The organism is Occultella gossypii (assembly GCF_019947135.1).
GTDB lineage: Bacteria > Actinomycetota > Actinomycetes > Actinomycetales > Beutenbergiaceae > Occultella > Occultella gossypii.
This window is the reverse complement of sequence record NZ_JAGSHT010000032.1, coordinates 36,902-60,098: the sequence shown is the minus strand read 5'-3', so window position 1 is coordinate 60,098 and position 23,197 is coordinate 36,902. Positions and strand designations below refer to the sequence as shown.

19 protein-coding genes are annotated in these 23,197 nt (G+C 72.1%); 13 read left to right on the top strand and 6 right to left on the bottom strand.

The features are described from left to right. Positions 1 to 811: 811 nt before the first annotated feature. Positions 812 to 1,510: a hypothetical protein gene (locus KCQ71_RS26360; protein WP_223411653.1), complete on the bottom strand. Its 699-nt coding sequence runs from the start codon at positions 1,508 to 1,510 to the stop codon at positions 812 to 814. A 756-nt stretch (positions 1,511 to 2,266) separates the two neighbouring features. On the opposite strand from KCQ71_RS26360, the gene hutU reads away from it, so the two are divergent. The 4 genes from hutU (at position 2,267) to KCQ71_RS26340 (ending at position 7,424) form a co-directional block, all read left to right on the top strand. Continuing rightward, entirely contained in the window at positions 2,267 to 3,955 is a 1,689-nt protein-coding gene (gene hutU / locus KCQ71_RS26355) for a urocanate hydratase (protein WP_223411652.1), read from the top strand. Then, entirely contained in the window at positions 3,955 to 5,274 is a 1,320-nt protein-coding gene (hutI, locus tag KCQ71_RS26350) for an imidazolonepropionase (protein WP_223411651.1), read from the top strand. Before hutU ends, hutI begins: the two co-directional genes overlap by 1 nt. Positions 5,275 to 5,539: 265 nt before the next feature. Continuing rightward, a complete protein-coding gene (locus tag KCQ71_RS26345; protein WP_223411650.1) occupies positions 5,540 to 6,526 on the top strand; it encodes a diaminopimelate dehydrogenase in 987 nt (328 codons plus the stop codon). A 226-nt stretch (positions 6,527 to 6,752) separates the two neighbouring features. Continuing rightward, positions 6,753 to 7,424: a DNA alkylation repair protein gene (locus KCQ71_RS26340; RefSeq protein WP_223411649.1), complete on the top strand. Its 672-nt coding sequence runs from the start codon at positions 6,753 to 6,755 to the stop codon at positions 7,422 to 7,424. Positions 7,425 to 7,449: 25 nt separating this feature from the next. On the opposite strand, the gene KCQ71_RS26335 is transcribed toward KCQ71_RS26340, so the two are convergent. From KCQ71_RS26335 to KCQ71_RS26320, 4 genes are all read right to left on the bottom strand, one after another. After that, the gene (locus tag KCQ71_RS26335) at positions 7,450 to 8,181 is read right to left on the bottom strand and encodes an alpha/beta hydrolase (RefSeq protein WP_223411648.1); all 732 of its coding nucleotides are present in this window, start codon (positions 8,179 to 8,181) and stop codon (positions 7,450 to 7,452) included. A 167-nt stretch (positions 8,182 to 8,348) separates the two neighbouring features. Continuing rightward, entirely contained in the window at positions 8,349 to 9,209 is an 861-nt protein-coding gene (gene xdhC, locus KCQ71_RS26330) for a xanthine dehydrogenase accessory protein XdhC (protein ID WP_223411647.1), read from the bottom strand. Positions 9,210 to 9,212: 3 nt separating this feature from the next. Next, positions 9,213 to 11,729 carry a xanthine dehydrogenase molybdopterin binding subunit gene (gene xdhB, locus KCQ71_RS26325; RefSeq protein ID WP_223411646.1) on the bottom strand — a complete coding sequence of 839 codons (2,517 nt, stop codon included), beginning with the start codon at positions 11,727 to 11,729 and terminating at the stop codon, positions 9,213 to 9,215. Next, on the bottom strand, positions 11,726 to 13,237 hold the full coding sequence (locus KCQ71_RS26320; protein WP_223411645.1) for a xanthine dehydrogenase small subunit: 1,512 nt from the start codon (positions 13,235 to 13,237) through the stop codon (positions 11,726 to 11,728). Before KCQ71_RS26320 ends, xdhB begins: the two co-directional genes overlap by 4 nt. 244 nt (positions 13,238 to 13,481) lie before the next feature. Here KCQ71_RS26320 and KCQ71_RS26315 point away from each other — a divergent pair, with 244 nt between their 5' ends. Both KCQ71_RS26315 and KCQ71_RS26310 read left to right on the top strand, forming a co-directional pair. After that, positions 13,482 to 14,342: an LLM class flavin-dependent oxidoreductase gene (locus tag KCQ71_RS26315; RefSeq protein ID WP_223411644.1), complete on the top strand. Its 861-nt coding sequence runs from the start codon at positions 13,482 to 13,484 to the stop codon at positions 14,340 to 14,342. Positions 14,343 to 14,478: 136 nt separating this feature from the next. Beyond that, a complete protein-coding gene (locus KCQ71_RS26310) occupies positions 14,479 to 15,282 on the top strand; it encodes a M23 family metallopeptidase (RefSeq protein WP_223411643.1) in 804 nt (267 codons plus the stop codon). Positions 15,283 to 15,325: 43 nt separating this feature from the next. Here KCQ71_RS26310 and KCQ71_RS26305 read toward each other — a convergent pair whose 3' ends face one another. Then, the gene (locus KCQ71_RS26305; RefSeq protein ID WP_223411642.1) at positions 15,326 to 16,300 is read right to left on the bottom strand and encodes an AfsR/SARP family transcriptional regulator; all 975 of its coding nucleotides are present in this window, start codon (positions 16,298 to 16,300) and stop codon (positions 15,326 to 15,328) included. A 442-nt stretch (positions 16,301 to 16,742) separates the two neighbouring features. Between KCQ71_RS26305 and KCQ71_RS26300 the strand changes: the two genes are divergently transcribed. From KCQ71_RS26300 to KCQ71_RS26270, 7 genes are all read left to right on the top strand, one after another. Beyond that, positions 16,743 to 17,966: a hypothetical protein gene (locus KCQ71_RS26300; RefSeq protein WP_223411641.1), complete on the top strand. Its 1,224-nt coding sequence runs from the start codon at positions 16,743 to 16,745 to the stop codon at positions 17,964 to 17,966. A gap of 65 nt (positions 17,967 to 18,031) precedes the next feature. Then, the gene (locus KCQ71_RS26295; protein WP_223411640.1) at positions 18,032 to 19,702 is read left to right on the top strand and encodes a phage tail sheath C-terminal domain-containing protein; all 1,671 of its coding nucleotides are present in this window, start codon (positions 18,032 to 18,034) and stop codon (positions 19,700 to 19,702) included. 11 nt (positions 19,703 to 19,713) lie between these two features. Continuing rightward, complete coding sequence (locus KCQ71_RS26290) at positions 19,714 to 20,268, top strand: hypothetical protein (RefSeq protein WP_154792433.1); 555 nt, start codon at positions 19,714 to 19,716, stop codon at positions 20,266 to 20,268. Positions 20,269 to 20,281: 13 nt separating this feature from the next. After that, positions 20,282 to 20,737 (top strand): hypothetical protein, encoded by a 456-nt coding sequence (locus tag KCQ71_RS26285; RefSeq protein WP_223411639.1) that lies wholly within the window; start codon positions 20,282 to 20,284, stop codon positions 20,735 to 20,737. Further along, a complete protein-coding gene (locus KCQ71_RS26280) occupies positions 20,734 to 22,164 on the top strand; it encodes a hypothetical protein (RefSeq protein WP_223411638.1) in 1,431 nt (476 codons plus the stop codon). The genes KCQ71_RS26285 and KCQ71_RS26280 overlap by 4 nt, the downstream gene beginning before the upstream one ends. A gap of 1 nt (position 22,165) precedes the next feature. Continuing rightward, positions 22,166 to 22,708 (top strand): hypothetical protein, encoded by a 543-nt coding sequence (locus KCQ71_RS26275; protein ID WP_223411637.1) that lies wholly within the window; start codon positions 22,166 to 22,168, stop codon positions 22,706 to 22,708. Positions 22,709 to 22,758: 50 nt separating this feature from the next. Then, positions 22,759 to 23,175, top strand: coding sequence for a hypothetical protein (locus KCQ71_RS26270; RefSeq protein ID WP_154792429.1), 417 nt, complete (start codon positions 22,759 to 22,761; stop codon positions 23,173 to 23,175). The last annotated feature ends 22 nt before the right edge of the window (positions 23,176 to 23,197 follow it).

The following is a 23,197-nucleotide window of genomic DNA, read 5'->3' as shown; positions in this document are numbered from 1 at the left end:
TGCCGTCGATCCCGAGACCGGCGAGCAGGTCGAACTGCACCTGGTGATGGACAACTACGCCGCCCACAAGCACGCCAAGGTCAAGACCTGGCTCGCAGCGCATCCAAGGTTCAAGGTCCACTTCACCGGCTCTTCAAGGTTCGTGGTGAACGGTGTGCTGTGATGGTTGTTCACGCCACTGCTCGTGCGGCGCTGGTGAGCAGGATACGGGTTCGGTAGTTGGCGGCGTTTCGGAAGCCGCGGCCGGTGCGCAGCATTTCGCTGAGCACGCGTCAAGTTTCACCCCAAGCGGGCCGCTAACAGATCCTGTCTACTCCTCTGAGCAGTTTTATGGGTCAGCGGGCGCTGGCCGCCACTCGCCCCTACCGAATGACTTCAATACGCAGAGGCAGCCTACGGAGATCGTCGGCGGTCACCGACAGCCCGCGGCCCCTGGCAAGTGACGCCAGACGTTCCCAGGGTTGCGAGCCCTCCGGCTCCCCTTCATCGGCGCCTACAACGTTCATGACAGTCCGACGGATCTCGTCATCCGATATCGCCGGATGCGGTGCCACCCTCACGCGGCCCTCTAGACCAATCTCCAGGGGCTCGCTCACAGTGAACCCGCGGTCAGCGTTGAGAGCGGCGCGACGGCCGCCCTCGAACACGAACTCTTCGCTCACATCGAAGCCTTCGCCGCTTGCTCCCTTGCGGCGCCTAGCGATCAATAGCACCGCAATAGGAAACTCTGCCAGCGGCCCGCCATCGTCACGGCTTGACGCACTTCCGCCGCGATCAGCAGACGACCAGCCCGATCCCGATCGCACCCAGGTCACGAATGCGGGCCGGGCGGAGAACAGGACAAGGTCACATCCGGCGACTCCTGCATACCGGGCGGGTCGATGATGCCCGGCAGGTCAACATCTGTCAGCCCACGGAACGTTGTACTCACCTGGGTGGCGCACGGTATGCGCGCGTTCACTCGCCTGCCACGTTCTCCAGTGCCCGGCTTCAACTGCATGCTGTTGCTGTCGACGGTCAGCCACGCAAGCGTCCCATTGGGGTTGCGCCACAGTGCCTGGAGGTAGATATCCACGTTCGCGTCGGCAGGGCACGTGCCACTTACGTAGCGCCACCAGCCATGTACCGATGCGTCTCCACCGCTCTCGTGCGGGTTGTCGTTAGCCTGCCGGTAGGTGCACTCCCCAGCCGTAATTGGACTACCCTGGCCCATAGGCTGAATACCAACTGCCGCACCCTCGCTCGCGTCCGAGAGCGGTGCGCTTGAGTCATCCCCCAGCAACTCGGCCTGCGAAACGAACTCGGCGTCTTCGGGAATCTCGCTCGCCCAGCCACCGCCGTCCGGCAAGTCCTCGACTTGGACCACTTCCAGCCCAAGCGCATCTTCCTGCGCCGCTGCCTCGCTCTCGCCGGATCCACCGCTGGCCTGCGCTGGGAGTGCACCGAATAAGAGCGCGAGGGCACTCAGTGCGGAACCAATGCCTATCCGTCGTGCGCGCCTTGAAACCATTCCTACCCCCATCGGTTAGGTATCGATGCCTCCGCGTAGGTATAACCATACAGCGAGTTTGGCGCTCAGCGATCGACGAGATGCACGCCCAGGTCTTTGACATCGACGACGCGCATCATTGCCTTCGACGACCTCCACGACTGCTCGCCTCCGAAGGCATCGCCCTCGACAGCACCGAGCCCTGGCTCCCCGATTCCGCCAACGCCCGATCCCTCGCGCTCGAGCAGCGCGACTTGATCAGACCTTCGTCTCCTGCAAGGAGCAGACGGACTTCACGCCCTGCGTCGCCGCGTTCGAGGCCGCGCCAAGCCGACGCCATCAACGAGTTGCGCCGACGAGCTGTTCGACGACCGCACTGAGCTCGACCACGCACTGTCGAAGCGCGCGCGATGTTCGAGAACGAGGGGCGTCCCGTTGATCGCAAAACCACTGGCTCAGGTCGGATCGGGTCAAGCATGGATCGTCGCCCGTGCCTCCTGATCGCGTCTGGCCGCAGCCTCACCAGCCCTACCCGGCACCACAAACGATGCTCGGGAGAGATACGTTGGCTACCAGTCACTGAGTCGCAAAGGTCGTCCAAGTGTTCACGAACTAACGACACGCGACACTAGCCAACACACAGACCTCTCGACCGGCGTCTGGCATCCCAGACAAGGCTAGTCCGACAGCCCTTGGGCCCGCCCCTGACCTGGGATGGAATGGGGTGCCATGGCACCGGTGCACGCCAACCGGCGCAACTTGCGCGAGGAGGCCGGAATGGACGGAGCACGCGAGGTCCGCGCCCCGCGCGGCACCACCCTGACCGCGCGCAGTTGGCAGACCGAGGCGCCGCTGCGGATGCTGATGAACAACCTCGACCCGGACATCGCCGAGCGCCCGGATGACCTCGTCGTCTACGGCGGCACCGGCCGCGCCGCGCGGGACTGGGCCAGTTTCGACGCGATCGTGCGGACGCTGACCACGCTCGCCGACGACGAGACCCTCCTCGTCCAGTCCGGCCGCCCGGTGGGGGTGCTGCGCACGCACGAGTGGGCGCCGCGGGTGCTGATCGCGAACTCCAACCTGGTCCCGGACTGGGCGAACTGGCCCGAGTTCCGCCGCCTCGAGCACCTCGGCCTGACCATGTACGGGCAGATGACCGCCGGCTCGTGGATCTACATCGGCACCCAGGGCATCCTGCAGGGCACGTACGAGACGTTCGCCGCCGTCGCGGCGAAGCTCGCCTCCCGCTCTGGCTTCGCCGAGGCCGACGACGGCGGGGCGAGCCTCGCGGGGACGCTCACCCTGACCGCGGGGTGCGGTGGGATGGGCGGCGCCCAGCCGCTCGCCGTGACCCTGAACGGCGGGGTCTGCCTCATCGTCGACGTGGACCCGGCCCGGCTGCGTCGCAGACTCGAGCACCGCTACCTGGACGAGATCGCGCAGGACCTGACCGACGCCGTCGGGCGGTGTGAGGCGGCGAAGGCGCAGCGGCGGCCGCTGAGCGTGGGCATCGTCGGCAACGCCGCGACCGTCTACCCGGAGCTGCTGCGGCTCGGTGTGCCGATCGACATCGTCACCGACCAGACCTCCGCGCACGACCCGCTCTCCTACCTGCCCGAGGGGGTGTCGCTGCAGGAGTGGCATGCCTACGCCGAGGCGAAACCGGAGGAGTTCACCGCGCGGGCGCGGGCGTCGATGGCCAAGCACGTCGGCGCGATGGTCGCCTTCGCCGACGCCGGCGCCGAGGTGTTCGACTACGGCAACTCCATCCGCGACGAGGCCCGCGAGGGCGGCTGCGAACGGGCCTTCGACTTCCCCGGGTTCGTGCCCGCCCACATCCGGCCGCTGTTCTGCGAGGGCAAGGGCCCGTTCCGGTGGGCCGCGCTGTCCGGCGACCCGGCGGACATCGCGGCGACCGACCGTGCCGTGCTCGAGCTGTTCCCCGACGACGTCAAGCTGCACCGCTGGATCCGTGCCGCGCAGGAGCGGGTCGAGTTCCAGGGGCTGCCGGCCCGGATCTGCTGGCTCGGCCACGGCGAGCGGCACCTGGCCGGGCTGCGGTTCAACGAGCTGGTCGCCTCCGGGGAGGTGTCCGCCCCGATCGTGATCGGCCGCGACCACCTGGACGCGGGTTCGGTCGCCTCCCCCTACCGGGAGACCGAGGCGATGGCCGACGGGTCCGACGCCATCGCCGACTGGCCGCTGCTGAACGCCCTCGTGAACACCGCGTCCGGCGCGACCTGGGTGTCCATCCACCACGGCGGCGGGGTCGGCATCGGGCGCTCGATCCACGCCGGGCAGGTGTGCGTCGCGGACGGCACCGAGCTCGCCGCGCAGAAGCTGTCCCGGGTGCTGTCCAACGACCCGGCGATGGGCGTCATCCGGCACGTGGACGCCGGCTACCCGCGCGCCGAGGCGGTCGCCGCCGAGCGGGGCGTGCGCGTGCCAATGCGGGAGGGCTGATGGGCTCGATCCTGATCACCGGCATCGCCGAGCTGGTCACGAACGACCCGGCGCTCGGGGCGGGCCGGCTCGGGATCATGCGCGACGCGGCGGTGCTGGTCGATTTGGGCGCTTCCGCGGAAGCGGTGACGAACTCGCGCGCTTCCGCGGAAGCGGCATCCGGTCCCGGCGCTTCCGCGGAAGCGTTGCCTGACCCGCGCGCTTCCGCGGAAGCGTCAGGCACTCGACGCGCAACGCCCGACGGCGGCCCCGCCTCGGGTGGTCGGGTCGCCTGGGTGGGGCTCGCCGCCGGGGCGCCGGCGGCGGACCGGGTGATCGACGTCGACGGGCGCGCCGTGGTCCCCTCCTTCGTGGACTCCCACACCCACCTGGCGTTCGCCGGGGACCGCGCGTCCGAGTTCACCGCCCGGATGGCCGGCGCACCCTACGACGGCGGCGGGATCGCCTCGACGGTGGCGGCGACCCGCGGCTCTTCCGCGGAAGCGCTGAGAGCGCGGCTGGCCGCGTTCGTCGCCGAAGCCCGCGCCCAGGGCACCGGCACCATCGAGATCAAGAGCGGGTACGGGCTGACCGTCGTGGACGAGGTCCGGCTGCTGCAACTGGCGCGGGAGGTGACCTCGGAGACCACGTTCCTGGGTGCGCACGTGGTGCCGACCGAGTACGCGGGCCGCGCGGACGACTACGTCGACCTGGTGACGGGTTCGATGCTGGCCGAGTGCGCCCCGCACGCCCGCTGGATCGACGTGTTCTGCGAGCCGGGCTCACCGCACGCGTTCGACGGCGACCAGGCCCGAGCGGTGCTGGTCGCCGGCCGGCGGGCCGGGCTCGGCCTGCGAGTGCACGCGGGCCAACTCGGCCCAGGACCAGGGGTGCGGCTCGGAGTCGAACTGGGTGCAGCCGCCGTCGACCACTGCACGCACCTGACCGACGCGGACCTCGACGCCCTGGCCGGCTCCGACACCGTGGCGACCCTGCTGCCCGGGGTCGAGTTCTCGACTCGCTCGCCCTACCCGGACGCCCGCGCCCTGCTGGACGCCGGCGTCCGGGTCGCGCTGGCCACCGACTGCAACCCGGGCACCTCGTTCACCAGTTCGATGCCGCTTTGCATCGCCCTCGCCGTGCGGGAGATGCACATGACTCCCGCCGAGGCACTCTGGGCGGCCACGGCGGGCGGAGCCCTGGCCCTGCGGCGGGACGACGTCGGGCACCTGGGCGTGGGCGCGCACGCGGACCTAACCGTGTTGGAGGCGCCGTCGCACGAGCATCTCGCCTACCGGCCAGGGGTGCCGCTGGCGCGGACCATGGCGCTCGTGACCTGATCGGAGCCGGCGACCGGCGGTCAGGCGCTCGGGTGGACCACGGCGATGTCCAGCACCGTCGGCTCCCGGTCGTGGGTGGCCCTGGCCGCGTCGACCGGCCGCTTCGACGCAGCCATCACCTGCGTCGCTCCTCGCGAACTCGCGGACGCCATCGGCCTCCTCTCGCGCCGCTTCGCCGAGGCTGCCCCGCAACCGCTCCCCTGACATGATCGGGTCACCAGAACGCGAACGCGCGGCACCCATGGCAACGAGGACAGATACCCCAATGAGCACACCCATCCGGATCGGAATCGCCGGCTACGGCAACCTGGGGCGCGGCGTCGAAGCCGCGCTGGCGAAGAACCCGGACATGACGCTGGTCGGGATCTTCAGCCGCCGGCCACCCGAGAGCCTGGCGGCGTTGGACCCGGCGGCACCGGTGTTCGCGATGGATGCCCTCGGTGAACGGACCGGCGACATCGATGTGCTGATGCTGTGCGGTGGCTCCAAGTCGGACCTGCCCGAGCAGGGGCCGGCTCTGGCAGCCCGCTTCAACACCGTCGACAGCTTCGACACGCACGCCCGGATCCCGGAGTACTTCGACGCCGTCGACGCCCCGGCCCGGGCGGGTGGGAAGACCGCCCTGATCTCAGCGGGCTGGGACCCGGGGATGTTCTCGATCAACCGCGCCTACGGCGAGGCGCTCCTGCCCGACGGCGCGACCTACACGTTCTGGGGTCGCGGCCTGAGCCAGGGGCACTCGGACGCGATCCGGCGGGTGCCGGGAGTGGCCGCCGGGGTGCAGTACACGATCCCGTCGCAGGAGGCGATCGACCGGGTCCGCTCGGGCGAGCGGCCGGAGCTGAGCACCCGGGACAAGCACACCCGGGAGTGCTTCGTGGTCCTCGAGCCCGGTGCCGACGCGGACGAGGTCCGGGCCGCGATCGTCGGGATGCCGAACTACTTCGCCGACTACGACACCACGGTGGAGTTCATCTCCGACGAGGCGCTGCGCCGCGACCACGACGCCATGCCGCACGGCGGGTTCGTGATCCGCAGCGGCAACACCACCGACGCGCAGGCCCAGGTGATCGAGTACCGGCTCGCCCTGGAGAGCAACCCGGAGTTCACCGCCAGCGTGCTCGTCGCCTACGCGCGGGCCGTGCACCGACTGAACCAGCAGGGCCGGACCGGTGCCGTCACCGTGCTGGACGTGCCGCCCGGGCTGCTCTCGCCCAAGACCCCGGCGCAACTGCGGGCCGAATTGCTCTGACGCCTCGGCCGCGCGCACTCGGCAACCCTCTCGCGCACCGAGTGACTCCCCTGTCGTGAGATGTGGGTGGGTCCGCGCGGAACCCGCGTCTGGGGCCAGGGGAACCGGGATGGCGTGGGGCCCGCGGGCGCCAGGCCAGTCCTGGGAGGACCCAGTCGGTCTGGCACAGCGACCGGCCTGGCGTGCCACCATGGGTTGGCTGATGATGGAACGCAGGAGGACCACGATGTCTGACGTAACCGTGGCGGAAGTACTCGCCGAACTGGCCGCGCTCGAGGACCCGAGGATCCGCGAGGTAAACGAGCGCCACGGCGACGATCACGGCGTCAACCTCACCAAGCTGCGGGCCGTGGCGAAGCAGCTGAAGACCAACCAGGACCTCGCCGTCGAGCTCTGGGACACCGGGGACACGGCCGCCCGGCTGGTGGCCCTGCTGATCTGCCGGCCGAAGGCATTCAGCCACGAGGAGCTGGACGCCATGCTGCGTGAGTCCCCGCAGCCCAAGGTGCACTACTGGCTGGTCAACTACGTGGTGAAGAAGAACCCGAACGCCGAGGCCCTGCGGGTCGCCTGGTTCACCGACGCCGACCCCGCGGTGGCCAGCGCCGGCTGGGAGCTGACCACCGAGCGGGTGAACAAGCGCCCCGAGGGCCTCGACCTGTCCGGGCTGCTCGACCTCATCGAGGCGCAGATGAAGGACGCCCCGGACCCCCTGCAGTGGGCGATGAACGAGACGCTGGCCCAGATCGGGATCAGCCACCCGGCGCAGCGGGCCCGTGCTCTCGACATCGGCGAGCGGCTCGAGGTCCTCAAGGACTACCCGACCCCGCCGAACTGCACCTCACCGTTCGCGCCCACCTGGATCACCGAGATCGTTCGCCGGCAAGAGGCCGGGTAGGTCCCCTCGGCCCGAGGAGCCGGCCTCACGCCAGGTGCCGGGCGAAGAACCTGGCCGCGTCCTCCCCCGCGAACTGCGGGACGCCGGTGTGCCCGCCCATGTTGGCCTGCAGCGTCTTCTCCCGGGAGCCGAAGGCATCGAACAGGTCCAATGCCAGCTGCCGATCGTTGCCCTCGTCGTCCCACTGCAGCAGGACGTGCAGCGGGATCGTGACCTGCCGGGCCTCGTCGAACATGGCGCGGGGTACGTAGCTCCCGGCGAACAGGCCGGCGGCCACGATGCGCGGTTCGACCAGCGCCAACCGGACCCCGACGGCGATCACCCCGCCCGAGTACCCGACCGGGCCGCCGAGCTCCGGCAGTGCGAGGAGGGCGTCCAAGGTGGTCTGCCATTCCGGGACGGCCTTCTCGACGAGCGGGAGGACCAGCCGGTCGACGATCTCACCCTCGACCGGTTCGCCGGCCGTCACCGCCCGGCGCAGCTCGGCGCGAGCCTGTTCGGCGTCGGCCGATCGGGGCCGGTCACCGCTGCCCGGGGATTCGATGGTGGCCGCGGCGAAGCCGTTCGCCGCGGCGTGCCGGGCCCGCCCCGCCAGCCTGGGGTACATCGCGCGCAGCCCGCCGGGGTGGCCGAGCAGGATCAGCGGGGCCGGTCCGGGCGCGGATGCAGGCGTCCACAGGATGCCGGGGACGTCGCCGAGGGAGAATTCGCGTTCGAGGACGCCGTCGTCGAGGCGCTGTTCGGAAGTGAAGTGCATGGTCGTGCCTTTCGGGAGTGCTCGGGTTGCGGCGCTCCCGGACGACCTATCGCCCGACCGTGACCCCGAACAGGAGCACCCACGTCGATTCGTTCACGAGTACCACCTCCTGTTTCTCTCGCACGGCTTCCGCGACAAGGTAGCAGCGGCCGTCGGGCCTGCGCCGCCTATTTTGCCGAGCGCTCCGGGGTCAGCGCGGCACCGACGTCGGCGGCGTGCAGGCCCGCGCCCGGTTCCCTCCGCAACGCCTCGAGCAGCGCGGCCGCGGCGCTGATCGCGATGACGGCCGGCTCCTTGCCGTGCAGGCCCGGCAACCCGATCGGGCAGGTGATCGTCCCGATCGCGGCGTCGGTGTGGCCGGCCTCGCGCAGCCGCTTGCGGAACCGCTGCCACTTCGCGGACGAGCCGATCAGGCCGATCGAGCCGAGGTCGCCGCGGCGCAGGGCCGCATCGCAGAGCACCATGTCCTCGGCGTGGTCGTGGGACATGATCAGCACGTGCGCCCCGGCCGGGAGCGCGCTCATCACCGTCTCCGGGATCGGGGCGTGGGTGAGGTGGACGTCGGCGGGGCCGTCGTCCAGCCCGAGGGCGCCCGCGGCGGTGATCTGCGCGGACCGGCTGTCTGCGAGGTGCACCACGAGCGGGAGCCGGGACAGGATCCGGCCCAGCTCCAGCCCGACGTGCCCGATGCCGAACACGGCCACCACGGCCCGGGCCGGCAGCGGGTCGAGAAGCACGTCCACCACGCCCCCACAGCACTGCTGGCCGTGCCTGTTGGTCACGTGCTCGTTCAGTGCCGCGGCCAGTGTCAGCGGTTCGACGGTGCCGGCCGCGATCAGGACGCGGGCCTGCTCGATGGCCGTGGCCTCCAGGTTCCCGCCGCCGATGGTGCCCCAGGTGCCGTCGGCGGAGACCACCATCTTTGCGCCCGCCTCACGCGGGGCGTGACCGCGCACGGACGTGACGGTGACCAGGACCGCGGATCGGCCCTCCGCTCGCAACCGTTGGACGGCGCCCAGCCAGTCCATCACTCACTCCGTGACGCCGTGAGGCGCCAAGGGTTCGGCGAGCTCGCGCTCGACGGTGCCGTTCCCGCCGCCGGCATCGCTCGGGGTGACAGTGCCGGAGGCGGCGCCGTTCCCACCCGTGCCGTTCCCACCGGTGCCGCTCCCGACGGGAGCCATGCTACGGGCCGATGCCCCGCCGTCGCCCGCTTCTCGCCCGGCCCGACGGGCGGCGTCGACCGCCCAGTAGACCGCCTCCGGCGTGGACGGGCAGCCCAGGTCGACCATGTGCCCGGCCGGCCCGAACGCGCCGGCCGCGGCGCGCAGTGCCTCCCGGACGCTGAACGCGAGCATCAGCGGCGGCTCGCCGACGGCCTTGGAGCCGTAGACGGCGCCGTCCTCGGTGGCCCGCTCGAACAGGTGCACGTTGAGCACCTCGGGCATCTCCGAGAACGACGGCAGCTTGTACGTGCTCGCGGCCTGGGTGGCCAGGCGGCCGCGACTGGGTTTGTCCGAGGTGTCCCAGCGCAGCTCCTCCAGGGTCAGCCAGCCGGCGCCCTGCACGAACCCGCCCTCGATCTGCCCGAGGTCCACGAGCGGGGAGAGGCTGTCCCCGACGTCGTGGACGATGTCCGTGCGCAGGAACCGGTAGGCGCCGGTGAACCCGTCGACCTCGACCTCGGAAATGGCCGCGCCGTAGGCGAAGTACTTGAACGGCTCGCCCTGCATCCGGCTCGCGTCCCAGTGCAGGCCCTCGGTGCGGTAGTACCCGGCGGCGAAGAGCTGGATGCGCTGGAAGTAGGCGGCACGGACCAGGTCCGCCCAGGCGATGGTGTCCTGGGTGCCCAGGCCCGTGACCACGCCGCCGGAGATCCGCACGTCGCTCGGGTGCAGGCTCAGCGTGCGGGCCGCGACCTCCTCGAGCCGCTCCCGGATCTGCTCGCAGGCGTTCTTCACGGCGCCGCCGTTGAGGTCGGCGCCCGAGCTGGCGGCGGTGGCGGAGGTGTTCGGGACCTTGTCCGTGCGGGTCGGCGCCAGCCGGATGAAACTCAGCGGGACGCCGAGGGCGGTCGCGGCGACCTGGCGCATCTTGGTGTGCAGGCCCTGCCCCATCTCGGTGCCGCCATGGTTGATCAGGACGGACCCGTCCTTGTACACGTGCACCAGTGCGCCGGCCTGGTTGAACGCGGTGAGGTTGAACGAGATGCCGAACTTCACCGGGGTCATCGCCAGGCCGCGCTTGACGTGCTCGTGTTCGGCGTTGAACGCCTCGACCTCCCGACGGCGTCGCTCGAGCTCGCCGCGCTCGCTGAGCTCGTCGGTGATCTGGGTGAGCCGCTCCGCGTGGCGGACCGGCATGCCGCACGGGGTGACCTGGCCCCGCTGGTAGAGGTTGCGGCGGCGCAGCTCGGTGGGGTCGATGCCGAGCGCGGGCGCCACCCGGCCGAGGATGTCCTCGAGGACGAGCATCCCCTGCGGGCCCCCGAAGCCACGGAACGCCGTCTGCGACGTCTTGTTCGTCTTCGCGATGCGGCCGTGCGCCTCGATGTCCGGCACGTAGTAGGCGTTGTCGATGTGGCACAGGGCCCGGGCCAGCACCGGCTCGGACAGGTCCAGGCTCCAGCCGCCGTCGGCGGTCAGGGTGGCGCGCAGGCCCTGGATCATGCCGTCGTCGTCGAAGCCGACCTCCCAGACGGCGTGGAACGGGTGCCGCTTGCCGGTCATCGTCAGGTCCTGGGTGCGGTTCAGGCGCAGCCGCACCGGGCGGCCGGTGAGCACGGCGCCGAGCGACGCGATCGCCGCGAGCCCGTGCGGCTGCATCTCCTTGCCGCCGAAGCCGCCGCCCATCCGCAGGCACTGCACCGTCACCTCGTGGTTGTGCAGGCCGAGGACGTGGGCGATGATCTCCTGCGTCTCGGAGGGGTGCTGGGTGCTGGACTGCGCGAACACCTGGCCGCCCTCGTCCACGTGCGCGAGCGCGGCGTGGGTCTCCAGGTAGAAGTGCTCCTGGCCGCCGAACTCGAACTCGCCGGAGAACCGGTGCGTGGCGCGGGCCAGGCCCGCGCCGGCGTCGCCGCGGCTGACCGTCGGCTGGGCGCCCTGGAACGACTCGGCCTCGATCGCCTCGGTGAGGGTGATGATCGAGGGCAGCGGTTCGTAGTCGACCTCGACGGCCTCGGCGCCCAGCCGCGCGGCCTCGAGACTCTCCCCGAGGACCCAGCAGACGGCGTGGCCGAAGTAGCGGACCTCGTCGGGGAACAGCGGCTCATCGTGCTTGACGCCGGCGTCGTTGACGCCGGGCACGTCCGCGGCGGTGAGCACCCGGACCACCCCGGGCAGGCCGAGCGCGGGGTCGGTGCGCAGCCCGGTGACCAGGGCGTGCGCGTGCGGGGACTGCACCGGCCAGGCGTGCAGGGTCCCGGCCATCCGGGAGACGAGGTCGTCGGTGTACAGGGCTGCGCCGGTGACGTGCAGCTCTGCGCTCTCGTGCGAGACCGTGAGGCCGACGATGGGGTTCGCCGGACGTTGCGACAGGGCGGTCATCGGGTCACCTCCAGGGCGGGAGCGTCGTGGTTCTCCTCGTAGAACTTCAGCAGCGTCTGCTCCAGCATCGCAGCGCGGTAGCGGGCGCTGGCGCGGTGGTCGTCGAGCGGGGTGCCCTCCGCGGCCATGACGGCGGCCGCCTCGCGGGCGACGTCGACGGTCCAGGGCCGTCCGATGAGCGCGTCCTCGGTGGCGCGGGCGCGGATCGGGGTGGCGGCCACGCCACCCAGGCCGATGCGCACCCGGGCGACGGACCCGCCGTCGAGCGTGGCGGCGACCGCGACGGCGACGGACGAGATGTCGTCGAAGCGGCGCTTGGCGATCTTGTAGAACGCGGTCCGCGGCGCCAGCGGCAGCGGGATCCGCACGGCGCGGATGATCTCGCCCGGGCTGCGCACGCTCTCGCGGTAGCCGGTGAAGTACGCGGCCAGCGGCACCTCGCGCTCACCGGCGGCCGAGGCCAGCAGCACGGTCGCGTCCAGGGCGAGCAGCACCGGCGGTGCGTCGCCGATCGGGGAGCCGGTGCCGAGGTTGCCGCCGAGGGTGGCGCCGTTGCGGATCAGCCGGGACGCGAACTGCGGGAACAGGTCCGCGAGCAGCGGGACGCTCCCGGCCAGCCGGGTCTCGATCTCGGTGAGGGTCAGGGCGGCGCCGAGCTCGATGTGGTCGGGGCCGAGGTGCAGCCCGCGCAGCTCCTCGATCCGGTCGATCGCGAGCGTCAGCGGCGGGCGCAGGTGGCGGATGTTGCGCTCCACGCCGGCGTCGGTGGCACCGGCGACGAGCACGGCGTCCGGGGCGGCGGCGAGCCGGTCGAAGAGCTCGGCGAGGCCGGCCGGGCGCACGAACTCGCCGGCGTCGGTGACCACGCGGGTGGGCCGGGCCGCGGGGGCCGGCTCATCGCGGCGGCGCGCGAGCGTGTCGGTCGGCTCGGGACGGCCGAGGGCGTAGGCGGCGTCCTTGATCGGCCGGTAGCCGGTGCACCGGCACAGGTTGCCGCTCATCGCGTGCAGGTCGAAACCGTTCGGGCCGTGCTCGTGGTCGGCTGCGTGCTCCGCGCCGACGACGGCGGGTCCCGTCTGTGCGTCTTCGTCGCCCGGGTCGGAGGTGCGGTCGGGGCGGTAGTACTCGGCTGCCATCGAGCAGACGAATCCAGGGGTGCAGTACCCGCACTGGGACCCGCCGCGCTCGGCCATCTCCTTCTGCACGGGGTGCAGGTCCGCGATCGCGCACGCGCCGGGGGCGCGGCCGAGGCCCTCGGAGGTGACGACCTCCTGGCCGTCGAACGCCAGGGCCGGCGGCAGGCACGAGTTCACCGAGACCCATCGGGTCGTGCCATCGGGCTCCGGCCGGGCCACGAGCACCGCGCACGCGCCGCACTCCCCCTCGGCGCAACCCTCCTTGGCGCCGGTGAAGCCCTCACCACGCAGCCAGTCGAGCAGACTCGTGTGCGGCCCTGCCGCAGCCGCGGCCCGCACCTCACCGTTGACGGTCACCTGAATGGGATCCATCTCCCACGCTCCTCGTTGAGCCTGCCACCCGCCGGACGGGAGGATCAGCCGATTATGCGCATGGTTGGGGCAATAGCCGAGACGCCGGTTATCCATGCCAACGACGTGCTGGGCCATTGCCATCATAACCATCGGGTCCCGGCTGGGCGTAGGCGCCGAGGATGGGATTGCCGGCCCTGCCGGAATAGGCCGACCCCCACACCGGTTTGACACGACCTAGCGACAACGACGTGAGGAGTGGCTGATGGAGATCGGAATCGGACTGCCGAATACGGTGCCGGGGGTGAACCGTGCGGGGATCGTGGACTGGGCCCGCCGCGCCGAGGACGCCGGTTTCTCCTCCCTCGGGACGATCGGGCGACTGACCTACTCCAACTACGAGGAACTCATCTCCCTCGCCGCGGCCGCCGCCGTCACCGAGCGGATCCGGCTCACCACCGACATCCTCTTGGCGCCCCTGCACGCGAACACCGCGCTGCTCGCCAAGCAGACCGCCACCCTCGACCACCTCTCCGGCGGGCGGCTCGTCCTCGGCATGGCGGTCGGCGGACGCGAGGACGACTACACCGCGTCCGGCCTGGACTTCCGCGAGCGCGGCCGGGTCTTCGACACCCAGCTGGAACAACTCACCAGGCACTGGGCGGGCGAGACCGGCGTCGGTCCCGCCCCGTTCTTCGGCAGCCGCCCGCAGGTCCTCATCGGCGGTGGCGGCGCCCGGGCGATCCAGCGGGCGGTCCGGTACGGCGACGGTCTGACCATCGGTGGCGCCCCGCCGGAGGCCATCGCCGAGGCCCTGCCCGCGCTGACCACCGCCTGGCAGGACGCCGGGCGAGAGGGCAAACCGCGTCTGGTGGCCCTGTCCTACTACGCGCTCGGACCGAACGCGCAGCAGCAGGCCCGCGACGACCTCGGCCACTACTACGGCTTCCTCGGCGAGTACGCCGAGATGATCATCGACGGCGCCGCGAAGGACGCGGACACCGTCCGGGCGTACGTCGAGGGCTTCACCGCCGCCGGTGCGGACGAACTGATCCTGTTCCCGACTGCGGCCGACCCGGCCCAGGTGGACCTGCTCGCCGAGGCGTTGCCGCAGTTGCGCGGCTGACCCGTCGAATCTCCCTTGACACCGGGGTCCGCCAGGTGTGTGATCACGATGCAGGCGGGGATTCAACCGGCGTCGACGGAGACGCCGAGTGCGTCCGGGGGTAGCACGCGTCCCCTCGAGCGGAAAGGGCGCAGTCATGCAGAACCCGTTCGATGGATCGATCTCCCAGAAGTTCAAGAGGAGCGGCGGCCAACTCGTCCACGCGGGCGTGGACATCAGGCCAAGGAGCGGCGGCACGCTCGGCAACCCGGTTTTCGCCGCGTTCGCCGGCACGGTGGAGAAGTCCGTGTCGATGCAGGTCCCCGGGGACACGTCATCGGGCCGGGCGCCGCTGCGGACCGGAAACGGTGCCGTCATCCGCAATCCCGATGGCGAGGCGCAACTCTACGATCATGTGCTACCGAGCGTGCGCAAGGGCGACCGGGTCAAGGAGGGTGAGCTGGTCGGGTTCTCGGATGCCACCGGGATCCAGACCGGCCCGCACCTGCACTTCGAGACCTGGGACCGGGCCAGCCGACCTCAGGATCCCGTGGCGGCGTTCAGCAGGCACGGTGTGTCACCGGGCAACGGAGTACCCGCGGCGGCATCCGGTCCGTTCCTACCGCTGCGGGTGGACGGCAACTTCGCGCACCGCACGGCGACCGAGCTCCAGCGGGCGCTCGCCCGGGCCGACTTCTACGACGGAGCCATCGAAGCCGATCAGCGAAAGCACGCCGTGCTCGGCCCGAAGTTCATCGGCGGGTACCAGCGGTTCCTCGTCGCGAACCGCACGGCGCCCGACAGGAACGAGAAGTTCTTCGGTGTGCGGTCGGTCAAGGCCGAGCAGACGTGGCTCACGCGGCTGGGGCTCTACCGGGACACGATCGACGGCGATCGTGGTCGGCTCACCATCGAGGCACTCCAGCAAGCGCTCAACAACGGACGGGTCCGGGTGACTTGAGTCCACCCCGCTGGCCTAGGCGCTGCCACAGCTGAGCGGCTGTTCACCCGTTCGGCCCGGGCTGGTGCGATGTCAGCGGCGGGACCACCCCGACGCCCGCAGCGGACGCCGGCACCGGGGCGTCCCGCAGCTGCTCACCGATGCACTCGATGCTCTGCCGCAGCGCGGCGACCTCCAGGCGCAGCAGGTTGAGCTCGGTGTCGGCGTCGGGGCGGGGCGGGATCTCGGCCCCCGCGAGCGCCGACCGGCCGGAGTCGTGGTACATCCGGTCGGCGAGGATCGCGGCGCCGAGGTCCTCGGTGCGGGCCTCCGGGCGCACGCCGAGGTCCCTGGCGAGCGCAGCCCGGCACTCGGCCAGCTGACGGAGGGCACCGGTCCGGTCACCGACCTGGCTGAACAGGCGCATCAGCCGGCGGTGGCTGCGCTCGTGCGCGGGCTCGATCTCCAGGAGCCGCTGGGTCCAGGCGATCGCCCCGTCGATGTCGCCGCGCCGTTCCCGCTCCCGGCTGATCCGGTCGAGCAGGGTCAGGCACCGGTCCTCGAGCCGGGCCCGTGGGATCAGGCACCAGTCGTCGTAGCAGCCGGCGTGCAGCGGGCCGCGGTAGAGGTCCGCCGCGGTGCACAGGCGGATCAGGCGGTCATCGGTAAGGACCCGGCCACCGGTGTCCTGTGCCTCCCGGACGGCTCCGACGAAGACCGGCAGGTCCACCGACACCGGCCGCTCGGGGTTGATCATCAAACCGTCGCCATCGCAGATCACCAGCCGGTCCTGCGCCACCGGCTCGTCCGTGGCGTGGTGGATCTGCCACAGCGTCTGGCGCATCGCCTTGCGGGAGATCTCCGCGTCCGTGTCCGGCCACAGCGACTCCGCCGCGGACTCGCGCAGCAGCGCATGCCCGGGCGCGAGGAACAGCATCGTGAGCAGGTCCTGCGCCTTGTGCAGCATCGGACTGGGCAGCGGCCGGTCGCCGCGCAGCGCGCGGAACGGGCCAAGCAGCCGGACCGTCAGGGCGGTCATCGCCGGCGTCCTCGCGGCCGTGCCCCGGGTACAGGCACCGCCGGCGTACCACTCGGGCGCGGCCGAGACCGGGAGCCGGGCACCGGCGGCGCACCACGCGTGACCGGCCGGCCGGCGCGCGCCGGGTCCGGCACAGCCGAACCGCCTGCGCCGAGATGGTCTTTCGTTCGTAGCGACCCACCGTCGGGCTGCCCCTGCTGATTCCTCAGCCCGGCGGGCAGGCCGCGGTTCCTCGCGGACATTGGCCTCTCCCCGCCGTGTTCCTCGCCCCATTATCCGCCCCGGACCCGGGGCCGTGTTGGGTGATTGGCGCACGAAGTCGGGTGAAAGTCCGAAACGAGGACGGTGAAAGACGCCGCCGAGACGCGCCGGAGACACCCGCGAGACCGGCTCCGTCCACGATGCCCGCACGGAAGAGATCGAGCGGGGAGTCTGGCGTGGCATGTCCGGACACGAGCAGGTCGGCGGGGCGCAGACGAATCTCGTCGCGCGGTCGTTCCTGGTCCGCGCCCTGCTCGAGGACGCGACCGGGGCGGGCCCGCGCTGGCACGGGATCGTCACCGACGTGCAGACCGGCACCCGCACCGGTTGGCACCATTCCGGTGAGATCGCACGTGCCGTGGACCTGGCGCTCACCAGCGACGTGGGGCCGGGCGCCGATGGCCTCGACGTGCCCGCCGTGGGGGCCGACGTGAGTGCCCCGACCCTCACCGACGTGGTCACCGCGATGCTGGGCGTCCTCGGGGCCAGGCTGCCGGCGCCGCTGCCCGGCGTACCCGACAGCAACGTGACCATCGAGCAGGTGACCGCCAAGCCGGTCGGCCTCGGCGACCACATCGGCACCGAGGGTGCACCCGCGCTCGGCACCCGGACGCTGCGCGGCGGCCGGCTGGACGCACGGGTGCGGTTCCAGTTGTGGGCCGGCTCCTCCCCCGAGGTGGACGCCGCCGTGCTCGACTTGCAGTCCACGTTGCTCGACGACCGGGACGCGCTCCGCGCCGAGGGATTCCTGAGGTTCGCCGCCAGCCAGACCACGATCGCCGAGCACATTCCGGTCGTGCCGGCCTGGCGCAAGGCCTCCAGCTACGACGTCCTCTACGAGTACCGGTACACCGCCGACGACGACGCGGACTCCCTGATCGCCCGGATCCCGGTCACCACCGGCCACGGCGACGAGGCCGCACCCACCAATGAGGCCCAGACGATCGTCGACGAGCTGCGCCGCTGGGACGACGAGGGCGCCCCCGCGCTCACCGTCACCGGGCCGACGGCGGTCGGCACCATCGCCGCGATCGCGTACGTCCCGGGGCCCGCCCTCGGCGGCACGGTCACGTTCGCGCGCAGCTCTGGCGCAGGCCCGACGGCGTTCGCCGACCTCGACGGTTTCCTCACCGCCGCCGGTGGTGCGGTGCCCACGCACCGCGACGCGACGGTGACGCTGACGCCCGCTGCCGCGCTCGCGGCGCTGGGGCCCGCCGTCCCCGGCCCGGACCTGGGCGACTGGGACACCGACGGCACCGTCGACGCCTACTCCGGCGCGGCCCGCCGGCTCACCACACCGATCCTGCTCGCCGCCGGCGAACGCTTCGAGATCACCTACACCCCACCCGGCGCGAGCCCGGGACTGGACCAGACCGCCGTCGTCTATCTACGGCTGTCCCGCTGAGAACACGAACGAAGGACCCCGAACGCGCTCCGGTGGGAGCGAGGGAGCGAAAAGGAGCGGAAGTCATGACCGAACTAGTCCTACCCGGCGTCTTCATCGAAGTGCGCCCCGAGGGCCTCATCGTCCCGGGGGCGATCACCGTCGGGAACCTCGGCGTGGTCGGCACCGCAGCCAAGGGGCCGGTGGGCACGCCCCGCCTGCTCGGCAGCTACAGCGACGCCCTCGCCACGTTCGGCGCCTACGACCCGTGGCACGGCGGCACCAACGACGAACTCACCCTGACCCGCGCCCTGGAGCAGGCCTACCGGTTCGGTGCCACCAGCGTGTGGGCCGTGCGGGTGGCCGATCCCGGCGCCGTCGCCACGGCCGGCGTGGACCTGGCCTCGGCGACCGGGCCCTGCGTACGCGTCGACGCGCGCTGGCCGGGTACCTGGGCGAACGGGCTCACGGTGACCGTCTCCACGGCCGACGCGAGCGCCCTGGTCCGCGAGGAGACGGTGGCCGGTCCACCGTTCGTGCTGGCCCATGCCGAAGTGCTGCACAGCGCGGTGAACCGCATCGTGGTGCGACCGGGCGGCGGCGGCTCGGACACGGTGGTCCCGATCGTCTACGACGCGGCCCCGAGCCCCACCCAGGTGGGCATCACGACGGCGGACGGCACCCTCACGTTCGGTACCGACCCCGCGGCCGGTGACACCGTGCTGGCCACCTACATGGTCGACAAGGCGTCCGCCGTGAAGGTGACGATCACGCTCGGGGTGAGCGCGAAGGAGGAGTACAACGTGGTCTCCGGCGACGACCTGGTCGCCGACCTCGCCGACTCGGCGCTCGTCACGGCCACGGCCCTGGCGAACCCCACGGAGGTCCCGAGCACCCTCGCGGCGACCCCGATGGGCGGCGGCGCGAACGGCGCGGGCGATCCCACCGGGGCACTGCACGCCGGCGGCCTCGACGCCCTGCTCGGGGTCGACGCGCACATCATCGTCGGTGCCGGGCAGACCGACTCCACGTTCGGCGACGACCTCGCCCTGCACTGCGCGCTCGCCTCGAACGACGACAACAAGCGCGAACGCATCGGCATCGTCGGCACCGCACTCGCCGGCGACCGGGCCGCGTTCGTGCAGAACGCGTCCGGGCATGCGCTGAACAGCGACCGGGTGGTCCTGGTCGGCCCCGGCTTCGTCGCCGACGACCGGTCCGTCAGCCCACCGGTGAAGGTGACGCTGCCCGGCGCGTACACGGCGGCCGCCGTCGCCGGGCTGCTCTCCGCGCAGGCGCCGCACATCTCGCTGACGAACAAGGTCCTCGGCGTCGAGGCGCTCGAGCACGACCTGTCCAGCGCCGAGCTGAAGCAGCTGGTGCTGAGCCGGGTACTCGCCGTCGAGAAGCGGCAGGGCCTGCGCCTGGTGCGGGGCATCACCACGTCCACGAACACGGCGTGGCAGCAGATCACCACCCGCCGGATCGTGGACTACGCGAAGTTCGGCGTCCGCAGCGCCGCCACCCCCTACATCGGGCTGCTGAACAACGAGCGGGTCCGCGGCGCACTGCGGGCCACCATCAACAACTTCCTGAACTCGATGGTGCTGGACGAGCTCCTCGCCTCCGAGAACGGCTACCGGCTGGACGTGCACGCCACCCGTGACGACGAGATCCGAGGCATCGCCCGGGTCGACATCTTCCTGCGGCCCACGTTCAGCATCGACTTCATCAAGGTCACGATGTTCCTCGAGTAAGGACCCCCGACATGGCACTGACAGAGGTATTCACCGGAAACCACGGCACCCTCACCCTGGCCGCCGAGGACACCCCGGAGGGCGCGGACGCGTCCGCCGTGGTGGACACGTTCGCGATCCAGACGGTGGGCCGGCTCACCGACGTGCGGGTGTGCGTGGACACCGCGCTCAAGGAGTTCTACGAGGTCGGCCGCCGCCACCCCGTGTCCCTGAGCCCGGGTGACATCCACATCGCCGGCACGGTGGGCCGCGCGTACGTCAACGGCGCGCTGCTCCTGCTGCTGATGGGGCGCGGATCAGCCCCGACGGCGGTGGCCGAGCCGTACGTGCAGCCCGCCTTCACGATCAACCTGGTGTTGGCGGACCCGGCGCACCCGGGCAACTCGCTCACCCTGGAGATCGCCGGGGTGAAGTTCGAGAACTGGCGCTACACCCTGCCCGAGGACGACTTCGTGGTGGAGAACCTGCGGTTCCGGGCGCTCACCATCCGTGTTCTCGACCGCGAGGGCGCCGGCGGCGGTGGCGGCGAGGCGCCGCCCACCGAGGTCGCGTTCGCCACCGAGTGAACGGAGCACTGCGATGGCAGGGACCGCACTGACCGCCGAGGAGCTGCTGGCCGGCAGCGCGCTCACCCACGAGGTGACGCTGCCGCCCGGTGGCCCCACCGGAACCGTGACGATCCGCCCGCTGACCGTGCGGGACGTCCAGCTGGTGGCGCACGCCGCCGGCGGGGACCGCGAGCTCGCGGCCGGGCTGATGATCGCCCGCGCCGTGGTGGAGCCCGCGCTCACGGCCGAGCAGGCCGGCCGCCTGCCGGCCGGGCTCGCCCGGGTGCTGGTGGACGCGATCAACGAGCTGAGCGGCATCGAGACGCCCCGGGACCGGCTCGCCGAGCTCGTCCAGGCCCCGCTGGCGAAGGCGTGCTTCGTGCTCGCCGAGGAGTTCGGCTGGACGGCGGAGGACGTCGCCGGGATGACGATCGGGCAGATCCTGATGTACCTGGAGATGACCGGGCGGGCGGCGGAGGTCGCATGAGCACGGGCCGGGCGTCGTCCACCGCCGGGAGCTCTGCCGCCGGCGGCGGCCATGCCGTGCTGCCCGGGGTGCGCGGTGTGCTCCCCCGGGTGGGCGGCGCGCTCGGGCACCTGGCCGGTGGCGGCGGGCCGGCCGCGTGGTGCCGGGACACCGCCCGGCTGACCCGGTCCGTCGACGTGCTCGACGCGCGGGTCGGCGCGGTCTGCGCGGCCGCGCACGCGCCGCCCCGGCTCGCCGAGGGCCCGATGCTCGGCCGCACCCTCGCGGAGTGCGTCGGCGGCCCGGGCGACGGCGCAGGAGTCCCCGACCCCGTCGGCCGGCGGGAGCGGTGGCGCCACTCGGGCGACGATGACGACGGCGGAGCCCGCCCCGGGCGGGGATCGTCGGGGGTGGTGGGTGGTTGGTCCGAGGACCCGTTCGGCCTCGGCCGCCGTGGCGGTGCCCCGGGCGGCCCGGCCGGCTCGGGCCGGTGGACGCCGGCCGCGGATCCAGTCGCGCGGAACACCGACGCCCGGAATCCCGACGCCGGCGCACCCGTGCCGCAACGCCCCGGCGCCGGGGCCGGCCGGACGCCCAACCACCTCGGCCAGCTGCCGCCGCCGGACGCGTGCCCGCCGGCCGCCCGGCTGCGCGAACTCGCCGAGCCCGGCGACGCGGACCGCCGATCCCGGCCGCCCAGACCCGCAGGGCAGGCCCCTCGCCCGGTCCACCCACCCCACCCCCGCCCGGCCGCGGACACCTCCGCGCGGCCCGGGGCCGCCGCGAGCCAGCTGCCGCCGCCCGACGCCGGTCTCGACCACGTGCTCGAGCGGGTCCGGGCCGGCCTCGGTGCGGCCGGGCTCGGCGCCCTCGCCGACCCGGCGTCGACCGCGCGCCGACCGCTGCGCCGAGCCTCCGCGGAGGATGCCCTCGCGCTCACTGCGTCACTGACCCGTGGGGCGGGTCAGTGGCGCAATGCCTGGAACGGCACCGGATTCGGCGAGCCGGGACCCGCCGTCGGGCCGGCGCGCGAGCGCCGTGACGCACGCCGGACGAGCGGCGACGTCGACCGCCCGAGCACCTCCGCCGTCGGGCCGACGGAGGCTGGGAGGCCTGGTGCGCCGCTCGCCGGCTGGCCCACGCCGGACGGCCGCGACGCGGCCCCGCACGCGCGGACCGCCGCCCACGGCCTCGACCCGCGGACGGAGTTCGCGATCGCACCCGCGCGCCCGGCCCGGCTGGTCCGGCTCGCCGGGGACGCCGAGGAGACCGAGGGCGGCGAGCACGGGTGGCCGGCCACCTGGCCGGCCGGGCCGGCAACGGCCTCGGAGAGCTCGGCCGCTCCCGGCGTCGGCGGGTCGGTGCCGGCCACCTCGGTGCCGGAGCTCGAGCGGCTCGTGGCCCGGATGCTCACCGATGCGGCCCGCCGGCACGGGATCGAGGCGTGACATGCGACCGATGCTGGGCACCCTCGAACTGCCGCAGGTGCAGGACCTGACCACCAGCGACCTGCGCGCCGTCGCCGAGCACCAGGCCGTCGGCAAGGACGGGTCGATGCTGCAGAACCTCGGCCGCGCCCCCACCGGGGTGCGGGTGCGCGGGGTCGCCACGGACACCGGCGCCGCCACCCTCATCGAGGAGCTGAAGGCGCAGGTCCGCACCGGGGAACCGGTCGCGTTCGTCGCGGACATCACGGCGGACACCTCCGTCGAGGAGGTCCTCGTGGACGACCTGCAGGTCCGTGAGCTGGCCGGGCGGCCGGGCGCGTTCGCCTACGTGCTCACCCTGCGTGAGTTCACCGAGCCCGTCGCGCCCGCGTCCACCGCCGGGCTCGAGGCGGACATCCTCGGCGAGGCCGACGACCTGCTCGGCGACCTCCTCGACGGGCTCGACATCACGCCACCATTCGCGACCGGCCTGGAGGCGTTCGTGACGCCGCTGACCGGCCTCCTCGAGCGGCTGCGCGCGTTCCGGGAAGCCACCGGCGGCTGACCCCACCTCCGAAGACACCGACGCAGGACCCACCCAGACGGGAGCCGATCATGGCCGAACCGAACCTCTTCGAGGAACTCAAGGCGGTGCTCGCCGACTTCAAGTCGTTCCTCGACGACAACGTGGCCACCATCAAGCCCGCGATCCAGGCGATCGCGTCCCTGGTGCCGCAGGTCACCGAACTCATCGACCTGCTCGTCGAGCTGATGAACAAGCTCAAGACCGAGATCCAGAACCTCGACGTGGGCGCCATCCCGGGCCTCGGCGAGGTCGCCGAGTTCACCGGGAAGATCCCGGCGTTCCTCGATGCCGCGAAGAAGATCCTGCCCGGTGAGACCGGTGCCATCGAATCGATCGCGGACGTGGCGTCGGTCGTCACCGGGCTGCCGTCGGTGGACCAGGTCAAGACCGAGCTGCTGGACCTGATCACGGCGATCACCACCCACCTGAACTCGCTCAAGCCCTGAGCGAGAACACCCGGCGACGGCG